This window comes from Lysinibacillus pakistanensis, from assembly GCF_030123245.1.
Classification (GTDB): Bacteria; Bacillota; Bacilli; order Bacillales_A; family Planococcaceae; genus Lysinibacillus; species Lysinibacillus pakistanensis.
In genome coordinates, this window is record NZ_CP126101.1 from 122,501 (window position 1) to 146,678 (window position 24,178).

Consider the following 24,178-nt stretch of genomic DNA (forward strand, 5'->3'; position numbering starts at 1 on the left):
TAGGCTCCACCAATCATTTGTTCTTTGAAAACTGGATAAAACGACATTGAAATTGTAACAAACACATTTATTTTTTAAGTTTTTTTATAGGCTTAATAACATAATAAAGGTTTCAAGACACGAGCAGTTCTAGGAAGCAATCGAGTGAATGAAGGAGCGTACTTAAGTACGTAACTGATTGAACGAGTGAAGCTGACAACGAAATGCGATGTGTATTGAAAGCTGCAGGTTAAGTTATTAAGGGCGCACGGCGAATGCCTTGGCACTAGGAGCCGAAGAAGGACGGCACTAACACCGATATGCTTCGGGGAGCTGTAAGTGAGCTTTGATCCGGAGATTTCCGAATGGGGGAACCCACTACGTTTAATCGCGTAGTATCTTGACGTGAATACATAGCGTCTTGAAGGCAGACCCAGGGAACTGAAACATCTAAGTACCTGGAGGAAGAGAAAGAAAAATCGATTCCCTGAGTAGCGGCGAGCGAAACGGGAAGAGCCCAAACCAAGAGGCTTGCCTCTTGGGGTTGTAGGACACTCTATACGGAGTTACAAAAGAGCGAGTTAGATGAAGCGACTTGGAAAGGTCCGCCAGAGCAGGTAAAAGCCCTGTAGTCGAAAGTTCGTTCTCTCCAGAGTGGATCCTGAGTACGGCGGAACACGTGAAATTCCGTCGGAATCCGGGAGGACCATCTCCCAAGGCTAAATACTACCTAGTGACCGATAGTGAACCAGTACCGTGAGGGAAAGGTGAAAAGCACCCCGGGAGGGGAGTGAAAGAGATCCTGAAACCGTGTGCCTACAAGTAGTTAGAGCCCGTTAATGGGTGATAGCGTGCCTTTTGTAGAATGAACCGGCGAGTTACGATTACGTGCGAGGTTAAGCTTTAGAAGGCGGAGCCGCAGCGAAAGCGAGTCTGAATAGGGCGAAATAGTACGTGGTCGTAGACCCGAAACCAGGTGATCTACCCATGTCCAGGGTGAAGGTAAGGTAACACTTACTGGAGGCCCGAACCCACGCACGTTGAAAAGTGCGGGGATGAGGTGTGGGTAGCGGAGAAATTCCAATCGAACTTGGAGATAGCTGGTTCTCTCCGAAATAGCTTTAGGGCTAGCCTCGTGATGAGAATACTGGAGGTAGAGCACTGTTTGGACTAGGGGGCCATCCCGGTTTACCGAATTCAGACAAACTCCGAATGCCAGATATTTATACACGGGAGTCAGACTGCGAGTGATAAGATCCGTAGTCAAAAGGGAAACAGCCCAGACCACCAGCTAAGGTCCCAAAGTAATCGTTAAGTGGAAAAGGATGTGGCGTTGCACAGACAACCAGGATGTTGGCTTAGAAGCAGCCATCATTTAAAGAGTGCGTAATAGCTCACTGGTCGAGTGACGCTGCGCCGAAAATGTATCGGGGCTAAACGATTCACCGAAGCTGTGGATTGACATCTACGATGTCAGTGGTAGGAGAGCGTTCTAAGTGCGTTGAAGTCAGACCGGAAGGACTGGTGGAGCGCTTAGAAGTGAGAATGCCGGTATGAGTAGCGAAAGACGGGTGAGAATCCCGTCCACCGTATGACTAAGGTTTCCTGAGGAAGGCTCGTCCGCTCAGGGTTAGTCGGGACCTAAGCCGAGGCCGATAGGCGTAGGCGATGGACAACAGGTTGATATTCCTGTACCACCTCCTCACCGTTTGAGAAATGGGGGGACGCAGTAGGATAGGGTAAGCGCGCCGTTGGTTGTGCGCGTCCAAGCAGTAAGGCGTGTGTGTAGGCAAATCCGCACACTGTAACGTTGAGCTGTGATGGCGAGTCCGTATGGACGAAGTTCCTGATTTCACACTGCCAAGAAAAGCCTCTATCGAGGTGAGAGGTGCCCGTACCGCAAACCGACACAGGTAGTCGAGGAGAGAATCCTAAGGTGTGCGAGAGAACTCTCGTTAAGGAACTCGGCAAAATGACCCCGTAACTTCGGGAGAAGGGGTGCTCTTGAGCGTGCAAGCGCATGAGAGCCGCAGTGAATAGGCCCAGGCGACTGTTTAGCAAAAACACAGGTCTCTGCAAAACCGTAAGGTGACGTATAGGGGCTGACGCCTGCCCGGTGCTGGAAGGTTAAGAGGAGTGGTTAGCGCAAGCGAAGCTGCGAATTGAAGCCCCAGTAAACGGCGGCCGTAACTATAACGGTCCTAAGGTAGCGAAATTCCTTGTCGGGTAAGTTCCGACCCGCACGAAAGGCGTAACGATCTGGGCACTGTCTCAACGAGAGACTCGGTGAAATTATAGTACCTGTGAAGATGCAGGTTACCCGCGACAGGACGGAAAGACCCCGTGGAGCTTTACTGTAGCCTGATATTGAATTTTGGTACAACTTGTACAGGATAGGTAGGAGCCAGAGATCTCGGAGCGCCAGCTTCGAAGGAGGCGTCGGTGGGATACTACCCTGGTTGTATTGAAATTCTAACCCATGCCCCTTAGCGGGGCAGGAGACAGTGTCAGGCGGACAGTTTGACTGGGGCGGTCGCCTCCTAAAAGGTAACGGAGGCGCCCAAAGGTTCCCTCAGAATGGTTGGAAATCATTCGTAGAGTGTAAAGGCACAAGGGAGCTTGACTGCGAGACCTACAAGTCGAGCAGGGTCGAAAGACGGGCTTAGTGATCCGGTGGTTCCGCATGGAAGGGCCATCGCTCAACGGATAAAAGCTACCCCGGGGATAACAGGCTTATCTCCCCCAAGAGTCCACATCGACGGGGAGGTTTGGCACCTCGATGTCGGCTCATCGCATCCTGGGGCTGTAGTCGGTCCCAAGGGTTGGGCTGTTCGCCCATTAAAGCGGTACGCGAGCTGGGTTCAGAACGTCGTGAGACAGTTCGGTCCCTATCCGTCGTGGGCGTAGGAAATTTGAGAGGAGCTGTCCTTAGTACGAGAGGACCGGGATGGACACACCGCTGGTGTACCAGTTGTCTTGCCAAAGGCATCGCTGGGTAGCTATGTGTGGACGGGATAAGTGCTGAAAGCATCTAAGCATGAAGCCCCCCTCAAGATGAGATTTCCCATTACGCAAGTAAGTAAGATCCCTCAAAGACGATGAGGTAGATAGGTTCGAGGTGGAAGTGTGGTGACACATGGAGCTGACGAATACTAATCGATCGAGGACTTAACCAATATGTTTGAAGCATTCAATGCGCCGTTTATCCAGTTTTGAAAGAACAAGAAAGTTTAAAAAAGACTTGCATTTATAACAAGATATGTTATAATAATTCTTGTCCTTAAAATAGTCTAGTGATGATGGCAAAGAGGTCACACCCGTTCCCATACCGAACACGGAAGTTAAGCTCTTTAGCGCCGATGGTAGTTGGGGGCTTCCCCCTGTGAGAGTAGGACGTCGCTAGGCAATAGTAAAACCAGAGTTTATTTCTCTGGTTTTTTCTTTTTTATTAAATATGAAAAATTAAAATTTATAAAATTGTGTAATTCCAACAAAGTTCAAACAAAAACATAAAATTTGAATTATTCAATTGATATACTCTCTATTAGGTAAGCAGATAACAAACAAAATCTGTCTACCTAATAGGGAGTTTTTTTAGATCAATGTAAACATCTAATGGAAATAAAACATAAGCTATCATATGACTACTTTAAGATGAATTATTTTTAGTTCTATTAATCATCTAAAATGATTCAACAGCCTGAATCCATTGAAAATCAAGATTCAAATGGGGCTAAAAATATTTCTTATGGTTCTACTATCAAAGCCTCAAATCAATGATACATGTGCTCGAATTAGAACTCTAGAGCATTTCGAAGATTATTTAAATAAGATTGACTAACGGGCAGTTCGCTTCCATCCTTTAGGGTAATTATAAAATTGGAAGTAAGATCACGCGCCATTTTTTTTATGAAATGAATATTCACAATATAGGATCTATGAATTCGAATAAAGAATGAGGGTAGACGCATCTGTAGCTCCTTTAATGTGATACTAGTTTTGAATTGATCTCCGTCCACATAAAACCACGTTTTCTTCTGTAGACTTTCAATATGAGATATCTTATCAATAGCCACAGGATTCCATTCCTCCTCATGCTTCCCTGTTAAGAATTGAAATGGCTCTAATTTCTTTTCTGTAAAGGCTGAAGGCAATACTACAACAAGTGCTGCGGGTACATCTAAAATGTGTATTGGATAGCCTATACCATAATAGGGTGTTTCAAATAGGGAACTATCTAATATTGCATCTGTCCGTTTTCTTGTACGTATCACCTGCTCTGCAATGCTACCAGGTTGGACTTGTTGACCTACTTCCAAGTTGATGTTTTGGTGTCCAGAATGAAAATAGATATAGGAGTTTTCGACAGCAATTGCAATGGAAGAATAGGCTGGGATCCAGTCCTTTAGTATTGAAATAAACTGTTGTGAAATATCTTTTGATGAAGAAAAAAACTCATTATTCATTGTGAATATCCCCCTTGTTTGTAAACAGATTACCAAATTTTGTCGCTGAAAAACCTGGTTTTATCATTAAAATTTGGCCTTTTATCTAAAAATAATGAAAATTCAGATGTTCTGTTATATATTAATTTACAACAAATAAACCTGTTATGGAACAGTTAATTAAAAAGTTTTTTAACAGAGTGAATTGTATACAAAGGGGAAGGTGGAATTTCAATATGTCAACACGTCAAGAAAAAATTCAAGCACTAGAAAAAGAATGGGCGGAGAACCCACGTTGGGCAGGCATTGAGCGCTCTTATTCAGCTGAAGAGGTTGTAAAGTTACAGGGGTCTGTTGTGCTTGAACAAACTTTAGCAACTAAAGGTGCTGCACGACTTTGGAAGTCTCTACATCAGGAACCATTTATTAATGCATTAGGTGCATTAACTGGTAATCAAGCTGTACAACAAGTAAAGGCAGGATTACAAGCAATTTACTTATCAGGCTGGCAAGTAGCCGCTGATGCAAACCTTTCTGGTCAAATGTACCCTGACCAATCTTTATATCCAGCGAACTCTGTACCAGCAGTAGTAAAGCGTATTAACCAAGCTTTACAACGAGCTGATCAAATCGATCATGCTGAAGGACGTGTAGATCAATTTGATTGGTTTGCTCCAATCGTAGCTGATGCTGAGGCTGGCTTCGGTGGTCCTCTAAATGTATTTGAACTTGTAAAAGGAATGATTGAGGCAGGAGCTGCTGGTGTTCATTTAGAGGATCAATTAGCTTCTGAGAAAAAATGTGGTCACTTAGGTGGTAAAGTTTTACTTCCAACACAAAATGCTGTTCGTAACTTAGTAGCTGCTCGTCTTGCAACAGATGTAATGGGTGTAGATACAGTTTTAATCGCACGTACAGATGCAGATGCAGCAGATATGGTAACATCTGATATTGATCCACGCGATGCTGAATTTATTACAGGTGAACGTACACCAGAAGGCTTCTTCCGTACAAAACCAGGTATTAAACAAGCAATTGCACGTGGTTTAGCTTACGCACCATATGCAGATTTAATTTGGTGTGAAACATCTAAGCCATCTCTTGACGAAGCTCGTGAATTTGCAGCAGCAATTCATGCTGAATTCCCAGGTAAAATGCTTGCGTATAACTGCTCACCTTCATTCAACTGGAAGGCTAACCTTTCAGAAGAAGAAATCGCTGAGTATCAACGTGAACTTGGTAAACTGGGTTATAAATTCCAATTCGTTACATTAGCAGGTTTCCATGCATTAAACCACTCTATGTTTGAGCTTGCGCATGATTATAAAGATAATGGTATGGCTGCTTACTCTAAGCTACAACAAGCTGAATTCGCTTCTGAATCAAAAGGTTATACAGCTACACGCCATCAACGCGAGGTTGGTACTGGTTACTTTGATGAAGTTTCTCAAGTTATTTCTGGTGGTACTTCTTCAACAACAGCAATGGCTGGCTCTACAGAAACAGAACAATTTGTTTAATTCTAAATTAATTACGCGTATATCCTAAATTCATAATCATAGATAGTCTCCTCCGCTCCTCCTAAGGCGGGGGATGACTCAACTAAATTCACAAAGGTGGGGGAAACTACTAATGGAACAAGCAACAACAGGTAAGCTTAAAATTGTTGGGGAACAAAATGAGCAAACAAAAGAAATCTTAACACCAGAAGCCCTTGAGTTTGTTCTTGCCCTGCACGAAAAATTTGATGCTCGACGTAAAGAACTGCTAACAGCACGTCAAGAACGTCAAAAGCGACTTGATGCAGGTGAGAAGCTTGATTTCTTACCAGAAACAAAGCATATTCGTGAGGGAGATTGGTCAATTGCACCACTTCCAGCCGATTTGCAAGATCGCCGTGTTGAAATTACAGGACCGGTGGATCGTAAAATGGTTATTAATGCATTAAACTCTGGTGCAAAAATGTTTATGGCTTGCTTTGAGGATGCATCATCCCCGACATGGGAAAACATGATTGGCGGCCAAATTAATATGCGTGATGCTATTAATAAAACAATTGAATTTACTCAAGCATCCAATGGAAAGACGTATAAATTAAACGAGCAAACGGCAGTGTTATTAGTTCGTCCACGTGGTCTTCATTTACTTGAAAAGCATGTCCTTGTGGATGGAGAACCAATTTCAGGTAGTTTCTTTGACTTCGGCTTGTATTTATTCCACAATGCAAAAAATGCATTGTCACAGGGTACGGGTCCGTACTTCTATTTACCAAAGCTTGAAAGCCATTTAGAGGCACGACTATGGAATGATGTCTTTGTGTTTGCCCAAGATTATATTGGCATTCCACAAGGTACAATTAAGGCTACAGTTTTAATTGAAACAATTTTAGCTGCATTTGAAATGGATGAAATTTTATATGAACTACGTGAGCATTCAGCTGGATTAAATTGTGGTCGTTGGGATTATATTTTCAGCTATATCAAGCGTCTACGAAACCAGCCTGATGTCATTTTACCTGACCGTGGGCAAGTTACAATGACAGTACCATTTATGAAGGCGTATACATCATTATGTATCCAAACATGTCATAAACGTAATGCACCTGCGATGGGTGGAATGGCAGCCCAAATTCCAGTTAAAGGTGATGATGAGGCGAACGCTATAGCATTTGCAAAGGTTGCTGAGGATAAGCGTCGTGAAGCAACAGATGGCCATGACGGTACTTGGGTTGCACACCCAGGCATGGTTGCTACGGCGATGGAGCAGTTTGATGCGATTATGACAACGCCAAACCAAATCCATAAAAAACGTGAGGATGTAAATGTTATAGCTGAAGATTTAGTAGCTGTCCCAGAAGGTACAATTACTCTTGATGGACTTCGTATAAACTGTAGTGTAGGTGTTCAATATATTGCCTCATGGTTACGAGGAAACGGAGCTGCACCTATTAATAACTTGATGGAAGATGCTGCAACTGCGGAAATCTCTCGTACACAAGTATGGCAATGGATTCGACATCCTAAAGGTATTTTAGATGATGGTCGTGGCATTACATTGGCATTCGTATTAGAAATCTTGGAAGAAGAGCTTGTGAAAATTAAAGAAGCTGTTGGGGAACAAGCCTATAACAGTGGTCGCTATGATGAAGCTGCCGAGCTGTTTAAATCTTTAATTGAGCAGGATGAATTTGCCGAATTCTTGACACTTCCAGGTTATGGAAAATTAGCGTAATCAATAGCAATCTACTAAACGAACATATCCAACTTTCCTAAAATAATTGTGGACTGAACTCGAATGCAGTCCACCCAATTCCACTATTGAAATGAGCAGGGTCTGTTCCCCTGTTCTTTCCTAAACGAAATGAGCGCGTTTTTGTAATAAAAAGGGGTCTACTATAAAAGTAAAGAGATTTAAATGGGGTGTAAGATGTCTTGCAAGCTTAGATGGGGGGCTTGTAGGACATCTTTTTCGTAATTAGGGAAACTAAACACTCTAGAGAACCAGTCAAGAAGCCTTTTCAGGGAGATGTCTCAGTATTTATGAGACACCTCTTTTTATTATTTAACGATCGCTAGCACAAAGCCATCGTACCCCTTAGTACCAACCGTTTGTATAGCTGTTGACTCAATTTGTGTTTCTTCTTTTAATAAATCCATAAATTGTCGCACACCTTGTACCCGTTCATCTTCACTATTTTCATCTATTACTTCGCCATTGCGCACTACATTATCAGCGACAATTACAGCTCCTGGGTTAGCTAATTGTATAGCCCACTTTAAATAGTCTGGATTATTAGGCTTGTCTGCATCGATAAAAATGAAATCGAAAGCTGGAGCTGCATTTTTCAGAGTAGGTAATGTATCTAATGCATTACCTACAATTATTTCCACTTTATTTTCATAACCAGAATCTTTAATATTTTGCTTTGCTAGGGAGGCATACTCTGGATTAATTTCAAGAGTGTAGACTTTTCCTTCTTTTGGAAGAGAGCGTGCTAACCATAAACTACTGTATCCACCAAGAGTTCCGATTTCTAAAATATTCTTTGCACCTTTGATCTTGGCCAATAAATATAACAGCATGCCTTGAGTTGGTGAGACATCGATTTCGGGAATACCTGCTACTTTATTTGCCTGTAATACAGCTTCTAGTTTTCTATCCACCGGTATTAACTTTTCCAAAAAATACTCATCTACATGATTCCAAACAGTTGAATTGGTCATCAAATCTTCTCCATTTCCACATTTTCTCTTGCAAGCTTGCAAGTTAAGTGTATGTTAGAATAAATCATAATAAAAATATATTATTGTTATTAATCCATAACTTTTGATTATGGGTACGAGGTGAAACCATGAATATTCATGCATTGAAGTTATTTTATCAAGTTGCTACAACTGGTAGCTTCACAAAGGCAGCAGAGTTACTCTGTATTAGTCAACCAGCCATCTCAAGTCAAATTAAAAAATTTGAGCATGAAATTGGTGTTCAATTATTCAAACAGCAAGGAAGAGGTGTAATATTAACTGATTTTGGAGAAGCCTTAGCAGAAAAAGCGAGAAACCTTGTTGCACTTGAAGAGCACATTGAATCATTTATTGAGGATTATCTATTTGCAAAAGCTGGTACGATACATATTGTTGCAACTTACTTACCAGCCAACTTTCTAATTCCAAAATGGGCAGCTACCTTTAAAGGAGCACATGAAGATGTGAACTTAGTCATTACAACAACTAATACGAAAGATGCCTTTGAACAGCTAATTCACTATAAAGCTGATATTGCCATTTATGGTGGAGGGATTTCAGAAAGGCCGGAGGAAATAGCTTGGGAGGAGCTTTTTGAAGATGAATTATGGTTTGTTGTTTCACCTGCCCATCGCTATGCAAATCAAAGCATTGCACTTGCTGATATGATGAAGGAACCCTTTATAATGCGGGAGGAGGGTAGCTCTATGAGGGAGCATCTTTTTTCTTTATGTCAAACCTATCAAGTGAAACCGCCAAAAATAGCTCTTCAATTCAATGGCATTAATGAAACCATTCGTTCCGTTATGGCGGGCTATGGTGCAAATTTTATTTCATCATTAGCAGTTCGCGAGTATGTGGATAGCGGTCAATTGGCAAGAGTCTATGTAAAGGATATTCATATTAAACATAAAATTGCTATATGTACGAGAAAGAATGGAAGGCAAAGTATACTTGTACAAAAATTTATAGAAACGGTTAAGAGCTCTCTATAACTTTTCTTTATGCATAATAATCAAATATTTGTTATATTATTTGTATAACAAATATGGAGATGATTGAAATGTATATTCAAATTGAGCCTCAATCTGACGTTCCTATTTATGAACAGGTAACACGTCAAATTATTGAAGGGATTGCAAGAGGAGAAATGAAGCCTGGTGACACCTTGCCATCCGTGCGTAATTTAGCGGCTGATTTAGGTGTTAATATGCATACAGTCAATAAAAGCTATCATGAGCTAGAAGAGAAGGGAATTATCACAATAAGAGCCAAATCAGGAGCTATTATTCGTTCAGCTGAAGAGCGAGCCTTAACACCTAAACAATTACAGCAGATTGAAAAAAATTTAAAGCCTGTTGTGGCAGAAGGAATGGTGCTTGGTGCAACAGCAGAGCAGATTGAGCACATGATGAAAAAGGTATTCGCTGATTTGCAAATATCAGTAGAAGGGGTATAGAGAGATGCTACTTGGTGTTTTTATCACAATCTACATCATAAATTTAGCTTTACAAGTTTTTATTCCCTATATCGTACGAGAAACAATTATCTTTGGTGTTACTGTGCCTGAGCAGAATGTAAAACATCCTACATTAAGGAATATGAAAAAGCATTATGCACAAATAGTAGGAATATTCGGGATTGTGTTTTTAATAGTTATGATTGTAGGCTTTTCTTTTGTACAATCTACCTTCATTCAAGGGAATTTACTACTGGGGTGCTTTTTTGCTATGCTTGCGGTGAGTATGGCACTATATTGGATGAACCATCATAAAGTTTTAAAACTTAAAAATCAAGAGCAATGGGGCTTGCATATCAAGCAAGTACGCTCTGTTGATTTAACAGCACGTAGCAGAGATGAAATGCTGCCATGGCCATTTTATGTAGCACCTTTAGGAGTAACAATCTTTTTAATCATCTTTACTTTGCTACATTACGAACAAATACCAGATAAAATAGCTGTTCATTGGGGGCCAAGAGGTGAGGCAGATTCTTGGAGAAATAAATCGTATTTTACAGCCTTATCTTTACCATTGATTATGCTAATGATGCAATGTATGATGTGGGGAGTTGTTGATTCTATAAAGCGTTCAGCGATTAAATTAGCTGTTAATCGTAAGGAGGAATCGTTGGAGGATCAACTGAAAAGTCGAAAATATATGAGTTGGAGTATTATGCTAATAAGCTATACGCTAACAATTCTATTTACGGTGCTACAGCTTAGCAATATTTATCCTTCAATAGCTGAAGGCAATAAACTTTTACCGTTATTTATTTTTTATTTAGTAATTATTCTAGGCTCTCTACTTGCTTATGCATGGAAAAAACGTCAGTTGCGTGTGAAGTTTGAAGAAAATTCCGATTCTAAAGTAATGGATTTGGATGATGACCGCTTTTGGAAAGGCGGATTAATCTATATGAATAAGCAGGACCCTTCTGTTTTTGTAGAAAAACGCTTTGGCATAGGCTGGACGATGAATCTTGCAAATCCAAGAGGCTATATTGTCATTGGATTACCACTTCTTATTATGCTGTTAATTTGTATCTTTGCACTCTAAAAACCTCTCGCTGTTGCAGGAATGTAATGCAAACATTTTGCATTGCACCTGCATAAAATAGGGGAGTTTTTTTGTCTCCAAAAAGTAACATATGATAAATTTTAAGGAGCGTAAGGAAAAATGGAGGGTCAAATTATATGAAAATTCTTGTTGTGGATGACGATGTGCACATCTTACAGCTTGTGAATATATATCTTACAAAAGAGGGCTATCAGGTTTTACAGGCGGAAAATGGACAGCAGGCACTACAATTACTTAAGGGGAGCTTACCTGATTTAGCAATTGTAGATGTGATGATGCCTGGAATGGATGGTTTTACACTTACGGAGATTTTGAGTCAAGATTACGATATTCCTGTTTTGCTGTTAACTGCAAAAGGAGAGCTTGAAGATAAGGAACGAGGATTTTTAGCAGGCTCAGATGACTATGTTGTGAAACCTTTTGAACCAAGGGAATTGTTATTTCGTATAGCGGCTATATTACGTAGATTAGATAAAAAAAATCAAATTACTATCCAAGTAGGTAGGCTAATCATTGACCGTCGAAGCTTTGAGGTTGTCATTGGAGAAGATACATTAGTTTTGCCATTAAAGGAATTTGAGCTACTTGCTTTACTCGCCTCACGTCCAAATCAGGTATTTACACGTAGTTTCATTATGGCACAAGTGTGGGGCTATGATTATGATGGTGATGAGCAAACGTTAAATACGCATATGAAGCGCATTCGAGAGAGATTGCACCACTATATAACAGATGTTGAGATTACAACAGTGCGTGGTGTTGGTTATAAGCTTGAGGTTATTACATGATGAAAACATTATATAGTAAATTTGTAATCACAACGATGCTTGTTATGATTGGTAGCTTGTGTATAGGCTTTCTAGCGACAAATACTTATTATCATCAAGTTGTAAAGGAAAAAAATGATGCTAAAAATGTGAATATTGCGCGGGAAATTGCGAGCTATCTAGAGACCACAAAGCCTGAAGACCTTGATAAATATTTCACAACTTTAGGCGGAATTGGCTACCAAATCTATGTTACAGATGGTGATGAAGGGCAATTTTTTGGTGGTGAATACCGTGATAAATCACTGTCATCTAAGGTAGTTGATCGTGTTATAGGTGGGGAAATTTATCATGGTATGCGTGAATTTCCTAAAGAGACATTTGTGACAGGCTTTTTTGCGAATGAGCTTATTAATACGATAGGTGTACCATTTACAATTGAAAATAAGCATTATGCATTGTTTTTAAGACCTGATATTCGATTATTATTCTCTGAGGTTCATACAATCCTAGCGGGGCTTATTTTAGTAATGACGATCCTTAGCTTATTAGCCATGCTATTATTTGCTAAAGCATTAATTCGCCCCATCACAAAGCTAACTGAGGCCACACATCAACTAGCCCATGAAAAATTTGATACGTTATTGAATATTGATCGTGCAGATGAGATTGGGCAGCTGGCAATTAGCTTTAATGTCATGACAGAAAAATTACAGGAAAATGATCGCATGCGTAAGGAATTTATTAGTAATGTATCACATGATTTTCAGTCACCATTGCTAAATATTCAAGGTTATATAGATTTATTAAAGAATCCTTCGCTAACAGAACAGGAGCGGCAGGAATATACAATGATTATTGAACTGGAAACAAAGCGCCTTTCTACATTAACGAAGCAGTTACTTTTGCTGACTTCATTGGATCAATCTACAAGATTATTAAAGTGTGAACCTTATCGCTTAGATGAGCAATTGAGGGAGACTGTTAGCAAGTATCGCTGGCAACTTGAGGAGGCAAATATGCAATTAACCTATCAGCTTGTGCCCCTTATTTATAGCGGTGATGCAGGACTGCTACAAAATGTTTGGGATAATTTGTTGACCAATGCTATTAAATATAATGTCGAGAACGGAGAAATTCATATTCGTTTACAGGAGCAATCGACCTATGTTGAGGTACTAATCGAGGATAGTGGTATAGGAATAACGACTAATCAATTACAGCAAGTATTTGATCGTTTTTATCGAGTAGATGCTTCAAGAACAAAGCAAGGGACTGGGCTTGGGCTAGCTATTGTTAAACAAATTGTAGAACTACATGAAGGCTCAGTTCAGATGGAAAGTGTTATTCATTCTGGTACAAAGGTTTTTATCCGTTTACCAAAATTGTAATAAGGAGTTCATGTAAAGTTCATGTTCCCCCAATAAACTACTGATAGTTGAAAAAGCTTAGGGGGAATAATCGAATGGAACAAAAATGGAGTTTACGTTTAATACGCCTTGCTGCAATTTTTGCGTTGTTTGGAACGTATTTGGGTTCACATATGTCCGGTTCAGGAAGTTATCAATTTAGACCAATACATGCACACGTTTTACTAGTAGGCTGGTTAAGTATGTTTGCATGGGGAATTTTTTACCGTGCGTTCAAAGTGAAATCTCAAAAATTGGTAACTATACATGGCTGGACAGCTATTTTAGGTGTTTTTGGCTTAACGTTAGGGATGTGGTTTTACAATTTAAACCCATTCAATTTTAGCAGTACATTTACATTAATTTTCTTTATTGTAGGTGGGACAACCTTGTTAATAAGCTTTGCATTATTTATCGTTGTAACATTTATGATTCAACAAAAAGAAGAAATGAAAATGTAAGGCTAATACCGTGTCACATTTAGGCTAGTAGGTGACACGGTATCCTCGCTTAATTGGCTATTCTTTTATATTTTCGAGAGACATCTTTAGCCATTTTGTTGCCTCATTATAATCTTGAGCAACACCCAGCCCCTTTTTATACAGCATACCTAGCTGAAATTGGGCCTTTTGATGGCCTTGATTAGCAGCTAGACGATAAAGTTGAGCGGCCTTTACAAAATCCTTAGGGACACCCTGTCCATGACAATGCATTTGAGCTAATTGATATCGTGCTTTAGCATGCCCCTGTGCTGCAGCCTGTTCAATCCATTTCGCAGCCTCAGTATAATCCTGTTCGACCCCTTTTCCTTTATCAAATAAATTTCCAAGCTGGTATTGAGCACCTGCATGCCCTTGAATGGCTGCTAGCCGATAACAGCGCCGTGCCTCTTCTAAATCTTGTTCAATTCCTAAGCCCTGTTCATATAAAAGTCCCAATTGGTATTCTGCTTGAATATGAGACTGATCCGTGGCTGCCCTCCACCATTTCGCAGCCTCCCTATAATTTAATGTGCCACCAGCTTCATTTACATATAATAATCCAAGCTCGTACTGGGCATCGGCATAGCCTTTTTCTGCGGCTTTTTTAAAATAAGGTAAGGCTTTGTCAGACTGCTCAAGCTGATATACATACATACGCCCAAGCTCGAAGCCTGCACTTATATGTCCATGACTAGCGGCGAGCTGCAACCATTTTTCAGCTAAAGCTATATCTTTTTCCTTTTGATACAGTAGACCGAGACAATATTGAGCATTTGTATGCCCACTATGTGCCGCAAGCTTAAACCACTTAATAGCCTCTACTTGGTCCTGAGCAATACCTTGACCTGTGTTATAGAGCATCGCTAATTGAAATTCTGCATTCGTGTGGTCTTGGAGTGCTGCCATGTGGAACCATCTAGCAGCTTCTTCAAAATTTTGTGTGATACCACGACCTTTTAGATACATGTAGCCGAGATTATACTGGGCACTTGCATCACCTGCTAAGGCGGCCATTTCAAAATAGGTCACCGCCTCTTCATAGCTTTGCTCTACACCTGTTCCGTTATGATAAAGAAATCCAAGGTTATTTTGAGCACTTGTATTGCCTTGATTGGCTGCAGAAATATACCATTTTGCTGCCTCAAAAAAATCTACAGGTACACCTAGTCCTTGATTAAAAAGTACGCCTAAATTATACTGAGCATCAGCATTTCCTAAATTCGCAGCCTCTTTATAGTAATGAGCTGCTTTCTCATAATCTTGCGAGACACCCTGTCCTAAATGATAAAGTACTCCTAAACTATATAAAGCATTTACATCTTTTTGCTCCGCAGCTCTCTCATACCATTTTCTTGCTAGAATATAATCTTTTTTGACACCGCGACCGTGATTATAAAGCACCCCTAAATTATATTGGGCGCTTGGATTGCCCTGTTTTGCTGTCATCTCGAACCAGTCTGCTGAATTTTTATAGGCCTCTACTGACTGATGCTCTTGATGTAGTATATTGCCATTTAAAATGGATGTTAAATCTTCAAAATTAGAGCTTTTACTTGGTAATTTGGCCTTGAAGCTTCGATCGTAGCGTTTAAGAAACCACTCTACAATATCACTTAAATAATCAAGAACAATTTTCGCAGCCTTTGCCTCGACAACCTCATTGCTTTGACTGGAGGCCATTTTATTCACAAGGTTCATTAGTAAATAGATACGGCGTGGATGTATTTTAGCAACAAAATTACGTTGATTAAGTAAAGAATGTACGCTTTTTACCCTAGGTTCCACTTGCATTTCTAATTTATAAATTTCATATAAAATTTCCTCTAGTACGAGAAGTGATTTATGTAGGGATAGAGCTGGCTTCGAAATAGCGAATGCATTTGCATCCTGTAAATTTTCAGCTAAATTTAGGAAGGATAGTGCTCTTACTTTCTTACATTGATCTTGTAGGATTTCCTCTTGCCTGACGATTGTCCTCACCTCTTTCATTCTCTTTTTTCATATATCGGGAAAATATCTATATTATTGATATGTTTAATGGGATTCATCAGTTGAATTGTCATCGTTACATGATACTATGTGATATAAGGGAGAAATTCAAAAAGAATTGTTAAAAAGTTCATCTGCCAAAGCTTCATTTTAGTGCCGTCCGGAGGATAGAAATAATGAAAAATATTGCAGCCATTATTCCAGCATTTAATCCACAATCTTCATTAATAACATATGTACATCAGCTTTTAACAACAACGATTTCACAAATTATTATCGTTAATGATGGTAGCGATGATAAATATGCAAATATTTTCGAAGAGTTGAAGAGCATTAATTGCTGCCGAGTGTTAGAGCATGATAAAAATATTGGAAAGGGCGGCGCATTGAAAACGGCATTTTCTTATATATGGTCTCAAAAAAATCAGTTTCAAGGTGTAATAACTGTCGGTGCTCACAATCAACATACAGTGCAAGATGTAAAATTGGTATTAACGATGACAAAGGTATTCTCAGAAGGGATTGTGCTAGGGGTACGTAATTTTCATTCATCGGACAGTACCCTTTTATCTTACTGGGGAAATCGCGCAACAAGCTTGTTTTTTGAGCTTCTTTACCATAAAAAGCTAATGGATACTCAGACTGGCCTAAGGTATATCTCTATAAAAGAACTTCCATGGTTGCTGCGAGTAAAGGGAGCACGTTATGATTATGATACAAATATGCTAGTTGCTGCACTTAAAAGAAAATGTCCAATTTTTGAGGTGGAGATTGGGCAATTACGTTTAAAGAAAAACACCATTATTCAATATGATGAAATAACAAATGCAGGAACAATTATTACTAAAATGCTTATGAATTATTTAAAACCAAGGGACAATAATCAATAAGTTTATAAATAAAAAACAATAATTACTCAAGAACGTAGCGAGTATGGAAAAAAGGAGCAATGATGATGGAGTATTCAGATCAGGTAAAAAATCGTGTTAAACGTATGGAAGGCCAGCTACGTGGTATTTTGAAAATGATGGAGGAAGAAAAGGATTGTAAGGCAGTCATTACCCAATTGTCTGCAGTACGTTCAGCAGTAGATCGTACGGTAGGGGTGATTGTAAGTACAAATCTTTTAGAATGTGTACAAAATGCTGAAGGGGATGGCGAGAAAATGAATGAAGCTATTCAGGAAGCCGTGAATTTAGTAGTAAAGAGTCGTTAAACTTATGGTAAAAATACCCACTAAACTCACTAATTTAGGTGGGTTTTTATTTTTGCAAAAATATAGTTTATTTCGGTGCTAATACAGAAAAAGTGGGGATTTTAACCTATGGAATTTTATGGTTTCTTTAGTTAAAAGTCATAGTTAGTGAACTTGTACGATAGATTTATAGTTACTTTTTCTGTTATGCTAATTATTAAGAAGATTACCATAAATGGGAAGGTGATTATTATGAAAAAATGGCTGATAGGTGGAGTAGCTATATTGATGTTAAGTCCAACAGCAGCTCTTGCTCAAAATACAGATACTCATCCAGAAAATACTTCCCCAGTGATTGCTTATAATGTAGTAGCTAATTCTAAAGTAACGACATGGGATCAATTCACTGCAGAAATCGTCAAGCAATTAAATAATTTCACACCAGAAATTAAAATTACATATAGTGGTTCAATGACTAATTTTAAAGATAAATTTATGGATGCCTATGATAAGGCTCAGAAGCAAGCCGTCTATGCGAGTGGTCATTTGGAAAGTACCGCTATATCTGCGGATTCATCTGGTAATGTGACGTTTAAAGTCAAATATTTCACAAACCAATCACAAGAAGTAGCTGTACAAAAAAAGATTGATCAAGTATTAAAAACAATTATTAAGCCTTCTATGACAGAATTTGAAAAAGTAAAGGCCATTAATGATTATATTGTATCGAATAGTGAGTATGGTACAAAGACAAAGGCTAGTCCTCATAGTGCATATGCGCTGCTAATGGAAGGGCAGGCTGTTTGTCAAGGTTATACGCTAACGGCTTATAAAATGCTGGAGCAAGTAGGGATCGAATCGAAATATGTTGTTGGCTTTGTTAACGGCAATGAGGACCATGCATGGAATTTAGTGAAGATCGATGGCAAATGGTATCATTTAGATACAACATGGAATGATCCTTTACCAAATCGTGTAGGTGTTTCTTCATACGATTATTTTTTAGTAACAGATGCACAGCTAAAAAAAGATCATACTTGGATAACGTCAGATTATCCTGCTGCAACAAGTACAACATATAGTTATATGCAAAATGTTCATTATGCTTATCAAGATAAGAACACATTATACTTTAGCAATACAGCAGATAATGATAAGTTGTATAAGCTTGATTTAGCAAGTGGTAAGAAGACTAAAATTATTGATAAGCGTGCCCTCTATATTACTGGTGCGGACAACTTTTTGTACTTCAGTGACTTCAGCAATAGCGGTTACTTAACGAAACTAAATCTAAAGACATTAAAAATGGAAGTGCTAGTAAAGCAATCCGTTTCTGATTTAAGAATTAGTGATAACCATTTAGTTTACAATATGAATAAGAAAGAACAAAAACTTAAAATAAACTAGGATTCTAAAAAACATAAAATTTAGGACCTCTTAAAATTAAATATCTGTAAATAAAATGTAAGCACAAAGGAGCTCTCAAGTGAGTTCTTTGTGCTTTTTTGTATATAATAAAAAGAGGAAGACGGTTGGAGGTGAGGATTTTGTGGAAAAAATTAGCCATTATCGTAATAATCGTTATATTTATTGACCCAATTTATACGACTGGAAAAGCAGTTGTCCAACAAGTAATTACTTGGGCAAATAATGATGAAATTGAAACCATGCTGCTCTCAACAAAGGAAAAAATTGTAGATGTCACTGCCAAATTGTCAGAGAATACCTCTATTGAAACAGCCACACCTCTAGAAGAGGAACCAGAAGCAAGGGTTGCTGTGACAGCTCCTACGGCTCCGAAGCCTGACGCAAAATTAGTTGTAACAAATGCAAAGGAAATGGCTGATGCAATGTATGCCTACTACAGTAGTTTTTCACCAACGTTTGAGATTCAATATAAAGGGAGTACACAACGAATTGAACAGATTGTGGAAGAAGCCTATGACAATGCTATTAAACGAGATGACTATGTATATGGACATATTAGCAAACACTCAATCAGGTTTGAATATGGTAGAAAAACAGCCACAATTTATGGTAAACAAAGCTATTTGATGACACCAGATCAAGCAGCATATGTGGAAACAAATATTCAAGATATAGTTGCCTCTATTCAACAAAATTCTTTAAATGATATAGAGAAGGTAAGGGCTGTTAATGACTTTATCGTTGCTAACACAGCTTATACTGATCAAACATCTTCAAGCCCACATAGCGCATATACTGTACTGGCTGAGCATGGAGGGGTTTGTCAAGGATATGCATTGTTAGCACATTCGATGCTCCAAAAGCTAGGTATAGAAACAAAATATATAGTGGGCTATGTTGGACAGGAAGGACATGCTTGGAATTTAGTCAAGCTGGATGGCCAATGGTATCATCTTGACACAACATGGAATGACCCAGTCCCTGATCGTAAAGGGGCGGTGCGGTATCAATACTTTTTAGTGGATGATCGAACGATGGCAAAAGATCATACATGGATCGCTGAAGACTATCCTAAAGCGACGAGTACTAAATATAACTATTTTCATAATATAGACTTTCCGGCTCAGGTAGGGCAGCAAATTTTTTATAGTGATGTTACTGATGATAATAAACTATATATGCTTGATTTGAAAACGGGTCAGTCAATGCGTATTTCAAACTCTCGAGCCCAATATATCGTGTATGCAGATGGCTGGCTCTACTTTAGCAATTATTCGCATGGCGCGTATTTAACAAAAATTCGTCCTGACGGAAGTGGGGAACAGATCCTCAATAGAGAGGATACGAGGGATTTATTTGTAAAAGACGGCTATTTATATTTTACGACAGATGGATTGAAAAAAATGGCGCTCTAAATCAAGTATATAAAAGGCCTATGACATTATAAATTGTCATAGGCTCTTTTTGTACGCTCTATAATGTAATAAATAGGCTGATGATGGCATAAGGAAACCTCAATTTGTGGATACATGGATTTCATTTCCTGAGAGAAGGTTTTAAAAATAATTGGGTTATGCTTAATAGCACCACCGTTGCAATAAAGGGTAAATGCGCCACCATTATAGCCAATTTTTTTCAATACTGCACAAGCTAAAAGCACTAATTCATGGGCAGCTTGCATGGATATTTGAATGGCACAAGGATCCTTTTTAGTTACTGCATCTGCCAAAAATGCGCCCATTTTTGCGAGCTGTGCATTTGTATAAGATGGATTGAACAGCCATGCAGCTAGTTCCGTAACATTTTGAATGCGTAAATAATGATAGACTGCATTTTTTAGGATGGTTGGTTCCCCGCGTCCGTCCTCCATCTTGAAAATAGCACGAATTACTTCTTGTCCTAACCAATAGCCGCTACCTTCATCCCCTGCGCGATGTCCCCAACCACCAGCGCGTGCAATTTTAGAGCCATCAAAGGCATACGCAATGGCACCCGTGCCTGCAATGAGTAAAGCACCTGCTTGTTCAGCAGTGACCCCTAGTAAAGTAGCTTGTGCATCATTTTCAATAATAAGTGTATCGACTTGCAATGAAGTAGAGGAGATGGCCTGTTGAACAATAGCTGATACAATTTCATGATCTTTAGAAGAATCAATCCCAGACAATGCAAAGGTCGCTACCTCAATTTTTGAATCCTCTTGTTTTTGTAAAAAATCATATACATTTGCTAGTAAGGATTGCAATACTGCTGTAGCTGATTCAGTACCAATTGCTTGATAGTTGGAGCCCTTTGTGGAATTTGAATATTTAATTTCACCAGATTCGGCATGTACGACTGCACAAGCCGTTTTAGTAGCACCACCGTCAACAATAAGGAGCCATTTCGTCATTGATTCCAGTCCTCTAAAAATACAGTTAATTGTTTTTCTGCCTCAATGATTTTTGTCTCCTTTGCATGAATCCAGGCATAAAGATCTTGAGCTTTTACCTTAGATTTTTCAAGCGACGCCTTCATTGTTTCTGGTGCTGGGCCACCAGGCAATGTACGAACACCTACAAAAGTTTCTGGTTTTAAAGTGTTATAAAAATCCTCTTCAGAAATATTTAACGGTTTACCAGTAATTAACTTAGATTGTGTATTCGCTAATCCCCATGTAAGGCTTACTAAAGATTCCTCACCGTGAGCAAGCAGTACTTTTATGCATTTGCTGACAATGCTATGTGATTGACGGAAGGATATCCCCTCTGACCGTACCAGGGTATCAGCAAGCTCTGTTACATTGGCAAAGCTATTTTCTGCTCGATTTTTTAATTTTTTCTTGTTCACATTCATTGTCACAACAAGTGAACCAAATAGTTTGTAAATACCTAGTAAACGATCAATAGCACGCCATAAATAGGGTTGCATATCATCTTCTGTGTCTACGATATCTCCAAACGGTGTATTATGTACCATTTGTAATACTGTACTAGCATCCCCAACAACCGCTGAGAGTAATGAACGAGTATGCTCGATTGAAACAGGGTTACGTTTTTGTGGCATGATGGAGCTAATTTGTACATATGGACTTGCTAGTGTAAAGGCATTGAACTCCTGCGTAGCCCACAGTAAAAAGTCCTGTGATGTGCGACCAAGATTAAGTGCCGCAAGCTGTACAATGCTTGCTGCCTCAGCAATATAATCTGCACCTGCAACAGCATCCCAGGCATTTTCGATAATTTCATCGAATGCCAATAAATCACGCATACGCTCTCGACTAATTTTGAAGCCTGTTGTTGTTAGTGCTGCTGCCCCCATACTGCTACGGTTAACTGTTTTGTAGACATGCTGCAAACGTTCGAAATCCCGTTCTAACTGATCAATAACAGCCTTCAAATAATGAGCAAAGGTTGTTGGCTGTGCCTGTTGAGTATGGGTATAGCCAATCATAATAGTATCAACATGCTCCTCTGCAGCTGCGATTAAATCATCATGTAATGTTAATAATTCACGCATAAGCAATAATAATTTTTTTCTTAGTGTCATGCGATAAATGGCAATACCCATGTCATTACGACTTCTGCCAATGTGAAGATTTCCGGCAACATCACCAGCCAATTCTATCAATTTATTCTCAATACGGAAGAATAAATCCTCATATCTTGGGCTGTAATCCTCTAAGCGATAGTAGTTTAAATCTAGCTTTTTAAGTGCGACACCAATTTGTTTTGCCTCTTCTTTTTTTATGAGACCTTGTTCTTCCAGCATTTTCAAGTGTGCAATATTAATTTGTAGCATGATTGATAAAAAGTTTTTCTTTGCTTCATCATAGGCCGGTTGTAAGACAATTTTGCGATAAATATTAGAAGGGAAAATCATCCCATCTTCTTGCTGTGTTTTGTTGCGGAAATCTTCAAACATGTTCATTGCCTCCTAGTAGATGAGCAGTTAGATGGCCGAGCCAGCACTGCCCTTAGATAACTTCTCAGAAATAATCAGTACAATTAAAATTAAACAAATTTGTAAAACACCATAAGCACAGGCAGTTCCAAATTTAAATGAATATAGTTTTTGGAATATAGCGACGGACAGTGGAATAGTAGATGTACTGTAAATAAGAATGGATGCTACAAACTCACCAATGCTTTGGACAAGCGCTAATAATGTTCCTGCAAGAATTCCAGTAAAGGTAAGCGGTACTACGATTCGACTAAACGTATACCACCAAGTGGCACCTAGGCCTCGTGATGCTTCTTCAATAGACTGATCTAATTGTACAAGTGAAGCGGATGTCGAGCGAAAGACAAGCGGTAAATGTCTAATAAAGTAAGCTAATGGCAAAATCCAGAACGTCCCAATAAGCACCTGATTAAAAGCAAAGACGTTTTCAGTACTAAAGGCTGCAATTAAGTTAACAGCAACAACTGTCCCTGGCAATGCCCATGGTACCATAATTAGTATATCAAGTAATGTTTTACCTTTGAAGTTTAATCGTATCATAGCGTAAGCAGCTGCAACCCCAAAAATTATATTACCAATCGTTGCAACAACACCCATCTGTATAGAATTCCAAATGGGTCGCCATGTGCGTTCATCTGTAAACAGTGCTACATAATGACTCATTGTGTATTCAGTTGGGAGAATTTGCGTTTTCCATGCACCATCCACGGAAAATGAAATTAATACAAGCACGATAATGGGTAAAATCAAAATTAAGGTACCAATGAACGATGCAGTAGTGGCAGCTATTTTCATTCCCTTTGAAGATACTTCTGATCGATGGATACTGACGCCTTTGCTTAGATTTTGATAGTTTCGGCGATTTTGATACCAACGCATTAGCAACAGAAAGGAGATAGACACAAAGGATAAAATCATAGATTGTGTCGCTGCCATATCTAAATTGCCATTCGTACGAGATAAATAAATTTGCATTGTCATGGTACGCTCTACACCGAACATTAATGGTGCCGTGTAGGATGCCATAGATATCATAAATACTAACAATGAGGATGCCACTATTGAGGGGGTCAGCATCGGTAATATAACCTTTGTCCATATGCGGATACGTCCAGCGCCAAGGCTCGTAGCTGCTTCCTCTAATGCTGGGTCCAGCCCCTTTATAGCTGCAGAGGCAGTCAGATAGAAATAGGTATACATCGTGAACGTATGGACAACGATAACTCCCCAAATTCCCTTTAATGAAAAGGGTACTTGATCCAATCCAAATAAATACTGGAAGGCGCGTGGAAAGATACCGCTTTCCCCATATAAAAATGTAAAGGACAACACACCTACTAACGGTGGAAGAGCCATGGGTACTAATATTAAAATTGATAGCAGCCGTCTTCCAGGAAAATCATAACGTTCCAGTAAAAATGCCATTGTCACACCGACAATTGCACAGCATATAACACTGATGACTGAAATATATAGACTAGTCCATAATGCTTCTAAATTGGCGGGGCTAGCCAGATCAAAAAATTTTTTATAGGAGAAAAATGGATCATCACCTGAAAAACTCTGTAAAAAAGTTTGATAGAAGGGATAAACCACATAGGCAAACAATACTAAAAATAATGGCGCAATAAGGATATATACAAACCCATTTGAATACATAATTCGTGACCATATATTTTCTTTAGGAGAGTTGATGGGCGTTTTGTTCATGTTATTCCCCCC

At 39.2% G+C, this 24,178-nt stretch carries 18 protein-coding genes, 1 tRNA gene and 2 rRNA genes (1 of these 21 only partly in view); 15 read left to right on the top strand and 6 right to left on the bottom strand.

From position 1 onward, the window contains the following. The 3 genes from QNH24_RS00635 to rrf form a co-directional block, all read left to right on the top strand. Positions 1-12, top strand: a tRNA-Ala gene (locus QNH24_RS00635); it begins 64 nt to the left of the window's first position. 215 nt (positions 13-227) lie between these two features. Further along, positions 228-3,155 (top strand): 23S ribosomal RNA (locus QNH24_RS00640). 113 nt (positions 3,156-3,268) lie between these two features. Then, positions 3,269-3,384 (top strand): 5S ribosomal RNA (rrf, locus tag QNH24_RS00645). Positions 3,385-3,773: 389 nt separating this feature from the next. Here the strand turns inward: rrf and QNH24_RS00650 are convergent. Further along, on the bottom strand, positions 3,774-4,445 hold the full coding sequence (locus tag QNH24_RS00650; protein ID WP_283870284.1) for a LytTR family DNA-binding domain-containing protein: 672 nt from the start codon (positions 4,443-4,445) through the stop codon (positions 3,774-3,776). Positions 4,446-4,660: 215 nt separating this feature from the next. Between QNH24_RS00650 and aceA the strand changes: the two genes are divergently transcribed. Both aceA and aceB read left to right on the top strand, forming a co-directional pair. Then, positions 4,661-5,944: an isocitrate lyase gene (gene aceA / locus QNH24_RS00655; RefSeq protein ID WP_283870285.1), complete on the top strand. Its 1,284-nt coding sequence runs from the start codon at positions 4,661-4,663 to the stop codon at positions 5,942-5,944. Positions 5,945-6,056: 112 nt separating this feature from the next. Continuing rightward, positions 6,057-7,655, top strand: coding sequence for a malate synthase A (gene aceB / locus QNH24_RS00660; protein ID WP_283870286.1), 1,599 nt, complete (start codon positions 6,057-6,059; stop codon positions 7,653-7,655). Between the two features lie 326 nt (positions 7,656-7,981). On the opposite strand, the gene QNH24_RS00665 is transcribed toward aceB, so the two are convergent. Continuing rightward, a complete protein-coding gene (locus tag QNH24_RS00665) occupies positions 7,982-8,647 on the bottom strand; it encodes an O-methyltransferase (protein ID WP_283870287.1) in 666 nt (221 codons plus the stop codon). Between the two features lie 128 nt (positions 8,648-8,775). On the opposite strand from QNH24_RS00665, the gene QNH24_RS00670 reads away from it, so the two are divergent. From QNH24_RS00670 to QNH24_RS00695, 6 genes are all read left to right on the top strand, one after another. After that, positions 8,776-9,663 (top strand): LysR family transcriptional regulator, encoded by an 888-nt coding sequence (locus tag QNH24_RS00670; protein WP_283870288.1) that lies wholly within the window; start codon positions 8,776-8,778, stop codon positions 9,661-9,663. Between the two features lie 68 nt (positions 9,664-9,731). Next, positions 9,732-10,127, top strand: coding sequence for a GntR family transcriptional regulator (locus tag QNH24_RS00675; RefSeq protein WP_283870289.1), 396 nt, complete (start codon positions 9,732-9,734; stop codon positions 10,125-10,127). A 4-nt stretch (positions 10,128-10,131) separates the two neighbouring features. Continuing rightward, positions 10,132-11,226, top strand: a complete 1,095-nt coding sequence (locus tag QNH24_RS00680; RefSeq protein ID WP_283870290.1) for a DUF1648 domain-containing protein — start codon at positions 10,132-10,134, stop codon at positions 11,224-11,226. A gap of 137 nt (positions 11,227-11,363) precedes the next feature. After that, positions 11,364-12,035 carry a response regulator transcription factor gene (locus QNH24_RS00685; protein ID WP_283870291.1) on the top strand — a complete coding sequence of 224 codons (672 nt, stop codon included), beginning with the start codon at positions 11,364-11,366 and terminating at the stop codon, positions 12,033-12,035. Continuing rightward, positions 12,032-13,405, top strand: a complete 1,374-nt coding sequence (locus QNH24_RS00690; protein ID WP_347342937.1) for a sensor histidine kinase — start codon at positions 12,032-12,034, stop codon at positions 13,403-13,405. Before QNH24_RS00685 ends, QNH24_RS00690 begins: the two co-directional genes overlap by 4 nt. 74 nt (positions 13,406-13,479) lie before the next feature. Continuing rightward, positions 13,480-13,884, top strand: a complete 405-nt coding sequence (locus QNH24_RS00695) for a hypothetical protein (RefSeq protein ID WP_283870292.1) — start codon at positions 13,480-13,482, stop codon at positions 13,882-13,884. 57 nt (positions 13,885-13,941) lie between these two features. Here the strand turns inward: QNH24_RS00695 and QNH24_RS00700 are convergent, their stop codons facing one another. Beyond that, on the bottom strand, positions 13,942-15,885 hold the full coding sequence (locus tag QNH24_RS00700) for an SEL1-like repeat protein (protein WP_283870293.1): 1,944 nt from the start codon (positions 15,883-15,885) through the stop codon (positions 13,942-13,944). A 185-nt stretch (positions 15,886-16,070) separates the two neighbouring features. On the opposite strand from QNH24_RS00700, the gene QNH24_RS00705 reads away from it, so the two are divergent. The 4 genes from QNH24_RS00705 (at position 16,071) to QNH24_RS00720 (ending at position 19,932) form a co-directional block, all read left to right on the top strand. Further along, a complete protein-coding gene (locus QNH24_RS00705) occupies positions 16,071-16,784 on the top strand; it encodes a glycosyltransferase family 2 protein (protein ID WP_283870294.1) in 714 nt (237 codons plus the stop codon). A 65-nt stretch (positions 16,785-16,849) separates the two neighbouring features. Further along, positions 16,850-17,110 carry a metal-sensitive transcriptional regulator gene (locus QNH24_RS00710; RefSeq protein ID WP_004233098.1) on the top strand — a complete coding sequence of 87 codons (261 nt, stop codon included), beginning with the start codon at positions 16,850-16,852 and terminating at the stop codon, positions 17,108-17,110. A 231-nt stretch (positions 17,111-17,341) separates the two neighbouring features. After that, positions 17,342-18,496 carry a transglutaminase domain-containing protein gene (locus QNH24_RS00715; RefSeq protein ID WP_283870295.1) on the top strand — a complete coding sequence of 385 codons (1,155 nt, stop codon included), beginning with the start codon at positions 17,342-17,344 and terminating at the stop codon, positions 18,494-18,496. 131 nt (positions 18,497-18,627) lie between these two features. Next, complete coding sequence (locus QNH24_RS00720) at positions 18,628-19,932, top strand: transglutaminase domain-containing protein (RefSeq protein WP_283872710.1); 1,305 nt, start codon at positions 18,628-18,630, stop codon at positions 19,930-19,932. A gap of 26 nt (positions 19,933-19,958) precedes the next feature. Here the strand turns inward: QNH24_RS00720 and QNH24_RS00725 are convergent, their stop codons facing one another. The 3 genes from QNH24_RS00725 to QNH24_RS00735 are packed head-to-tail and all read right to left on the bottom strand — an operon-like array spanning position 19,959 to position 24,166. Then, on the bottom strand, positions 19,959-20,906 hold the full coding sequence (locus tag QNH24_RS00725) for an N-acetylglucosamine kinase (RefSeq protein ID WP_283870296.1): 948 nt from the start codon (positions 20,904-20,906) through the stop codon (positions 19,959-19,961). Next, complete coding sequence (argH, locus tag QNH24_RS00730) at positions 20,903-22,417, bottom strand: argininosuccinate lyase (RefSeq protein WP_283870297.1); 1,515 nt, start codon at positions 22,415-22,417, stop codon at positions 20,903-20,905. Before argH ends, QNH24_RS00725 begins: the two co-directional genes overlap by 4 nt. A 27-nt stretch (positions 22,418-22,444) precedes the next feature. After that, positions 22,445-24,166: an ABC transporter permease gene (locus QNH24_RS00735; protein WP_430674669.1), complete on the bottom strand. Its 1,722-nt coding sequence runs from the start codon at positions 24,164-24,166 to the stop codon at positions 22,445-22,447. Positions 24,167-24,178: the final 12 nt, after the last annotated feature.